This window comes from Microbacterium sp., assembly GCF_051953575.1.
GTDB lineage: Bacteria > Actinomycetota > Actinomycetes > Actinomycetales > Microbacteriaceae > Microbacterium.
Window position 1 is genome coordinate 1 of the sequence record NZ_JBQCIP010000149.1, and the last position, 2,940, is coordinate 2,940.

3 protein-coding genes are annotated in these 2,940 nt (G+C 67.0%); 2 read left to right on the plus strand and 1 reads right to left on the minus strand.

The genetic code is table 11. The features are described from left to right. Positions 1 to 75: 75 nt before the first annotated feature. Positions 76 to 1,926 (minus strand): translation elongation factor 4, encoded by a 1,851-nt coding sequence (lepA, locus tag ACTHNQ_RS09350; protein WP_440333091.1) that lies wholly within the window; start codon positions 1,924 to 1,926, stop codon positions 76 to 78. A 64-nt stretch (positions 1,927 to 1,990) separates the two neighbouring features. Here lepA and ACTHNQ_RS09355 point away from each other — a divergent pair, with 64 nt between their 5' ends. Both ACTHNQ_RS09355 and rpsT read left to right on the plus strand, forming a co-directional pair. Then, a complete protein-coding gene (locus tag ACTHNQ_RS09355) occupies positions 1,991 to 2,710 on the plus strand; it encodes an alpha/beta fold hydrolase (RefSeq protein WP_440333093.1) in 720 nt (239 codons plus the stop codon). Between the two features lie 117 nt (positions 2,711 to 2,827). Then, on the plus strand, positions 2,828 to 2,940 hold a 113-nt coding region (rpsT, locus tag ACTHNQ_RS09360), incomplete at its 3' end, for a 30S ribosomal protein S20 (protein ID WP_440333094.1).

Here is a 2,940-nt window from a genome sequence, read left to right on the forward strand (position 1 = left end):
GGCGCCTGCGTCGCCCCGACGGCGGCGTAGTCGACGGTGTCGTCCCGGAATGTTCCTCGACGCATATGAACCAGCCTACTTGGCGCCCTTGCCCTCGACGTCTCCCGACAGCGCGGCGATGAACGCCTCCTGGGGCACCTCGACGCGACCGACCATCTTCATGCGCTTCTTGCCCTCCTTCTGCTTCTCGAGGAGCTTGCGCTTGCGGGTGATGTCACCGCCGTAGCACTTGGCCAGGACGTCCTTGCGCATCGCCCGGATGTTCTCGCGCGCGATGATTCGGGCGCCGATCGCCGCCTGGATGGGCACCTCGAACTGCTGACGAGGGATGAGCTTTCGCAGGCGCTCGGTCATCATCGTGCCGTAGGCGTACGCCTTCTCGCGGTGGACGATCGAGCTGAAGGCGTCGACCTTGTCGCCCTGCAGCAGGATGTCGACCTTCACGAGGTCGGCCTCCTGGCTGCCGGCGGGCTCGTAGTCGAGGCTCGCGTAGCCCTGCGTGCGCGACTTGAGCTGGTCGAAGAAGTCGAAGACGATCTCGCCGAGCGGCATGTTGTACCGCAGTTCGACGCGCTCCTCGCTGAAGTACTCCATGCCGAGAAGGCTCCCGCGACGGGACTGGCACAGCTCCATGACGGTGCCGACGTAGTCCTTCGGCAGCAGGATCGCGGCCTTCACCATGGGCTCCGACACCGACGCCACGCGGCCGTCGGGGTACTCGCTGGGATTCGTGACGGTGACGTGCTCGCCGGTGTCGGTGGTGACCTCGTAGATCACCGACGGCGCCGTGGTGATGAGGTCGAGGTCGAACTCGCGCGAGAGGCGCTCGGTGATGATCTCGAGGTGCAGCAGGCCGAGGAACCCGCAGCGGAACCCGAATCCGAGCGCGACGGAGGTCTCGGGTTCGTACTGCAGAGAGGCGTCGGAGAGCTTCAGCTTGTCGAGCGCCTCGCGCAGGTCGCCGTAGTCGCTGCCGTCGATCGGGTAGATGCCCGAGAAGACCATCGGCTTGGGATCCGTGTACCCGGGCAGCGAGCCGGTCGCGGGCTTGCGGGCGTTGGTGATCGTGTCACCGACCTTGGACTGGCGGACGTCCTTCACCCCGGTGATGAGGTACCCGACCTCGCCGACGCCGAGTCCCTTGGTGGGGATCGGCTCGGGGCTGGAGACGCCGATCTCGAGCAGATCGTGGGTGGCCTTGGTCGACATCATCTGGATGCGCTCGCGCGGCTCCAGCTTGCCGTCGACCATCCGGACGTACGTCACCACACCGCGGTAAGAGTCGTACACGGAGTCGAAGATCATGGCACGCGCGGGGGCGTCGGCGTTGCCGGTCGGGGCGGGGATCTGCTCGACGATCCGGTCCAGCAGGTCCTCGACGCCCATGCCGGTCTTGCCCGACACACGCAGCACGTCATCGGGCGAGCCGCCGATGAGGTTCGCGAGCTCTGCGGCGAACTTCTCGGGGTCGGCGGCCGGAAGGTCGATCTTGTTCAGGACCGGGATGATGTGCAGGTCGTTCTCGAGTGCGAGGTACAGGTTGGCGAGCGTCTGGGCCTCGATGCCCTGCGCCGCGTCGACGAGCAGGATCGCACCCTCGCACGCGGCGAGCGAGCGGCTGACCTCGTACGTGAAGTCGACGTGGCCGGGCGTGTCGATCATGTTGAGCGCGAACGTGCCGTCGGCGGTCGCCCACGGCATGCGCACGGCCTGCGACTTGATCGTGATGCCGCGCTCGCGTTCGATGTCCATGCGGTCGAGGTACTGCGCGCGCATGTCGCGTTCGGCGACCACGCCGGTGATCTGCAGCATGCGGTCGGCCAGCGTGGACTTGCCGTGGTCGATGTGGGCGATGATGCAGAAATTGCGGATCAGCTCAGGAGGGGTCGCAGACGGCTCGAGAGGCTTCAGGGCGCGCGGTGACATGTCGAGACGATTCTACGGGTGCCGGATGCCGCGACCCTGCGAGACCGGTGACTAGCCTGGCTGCATGGTGGTTCAGGTCGTCCTCGTCCACGGCATCCGGACGTCCGCGACCATGTGGCGTGCGCAGCGGGAGTACCTGCACGCACGGGGAAACCCCGTGGTCGCCGTCGATCTGCCCGGCCACGGCACACGCATGGCCGAGACGTTCACCCTCGACGGAGCGTTCGCCACGATCGACGACGCCGTGAGGGATGCCGCGACCCGAGGCCCCGTCCTCCTCGTGGGGCACTCCATGGGCGGGCTGCTGTCGATCGACTACGTCGGGCGCGAGGATCCGCCGCCAGTCCACGCCTTCATCGCCGCATCATGCACCGCGATCCCGCGCGGCGTGGGGCTCGCGACCTACCGGCTGCTCGCCCGCGGGTTCGATTCGCTCCCCGACCGCGGCATGTGGCTGGCCGACCGGGTGCTCGATCGCACCCTCCCGCCCGAGACCCGCGCGGACTTCGGAGCCGGCGGGTACGCGTTCGACGCGCAGGACACCGCGCTGCGGAGCCTCTCGGTCCTGGACCTGCTCGCGGCGCTCCAGCGCATCGATGTGCCGCTGTGGTTCATCAACGGCCAGTTCGACCAGCTGCGCGTCAACGAGCAGCTGTTCATGCGCATCGCGAAAGACGCCGAACTCATCGTCGTCCCCCGCACGAGCCACCTCGTGACAGCCATGCGGCCGCGCGTGTTCAACGCGCTCCTGGAGCTCGCGATCACGACGCTCGAGCAGACCTGATAGAATCCTTGTTTGGCTTGCGTGTGGGTTTGTCCCTCACGACCGCCGCGAGGCGCCCTCTCTCGCCGAACGGCACAATCAATCCGATTCACCTCCGAACGAAAGAACCGTCGACACGTGGCGAACATCAAGTCGCAGATCAAGCGCAACAAGACCAACGAGAAGGCCCGCGAGCGCAACAAGGCCGTCAAGAGCGAGCTGAAGACCGAGGTGCGCCGCACCCGCGAGGC

What these genes read in the sequence shown, in the direction of transcription:
- lepA (WP_440333091.1), bottom strand. Translation starts at nt 1,926, where the DNA reads ATGTCACCGCGCGCCCTGAAGCCTCTCGAGCCGTCTGCGACCCCTCCT.
- ACTHNQ_RS09355 (WP_440333093.1), top strand. Translation starts at nt 1,991, where the DNA reads ATGGTGGTTCAGGTCGTCCTCGTCCACGGCATCCGGACGTCCGCGACC.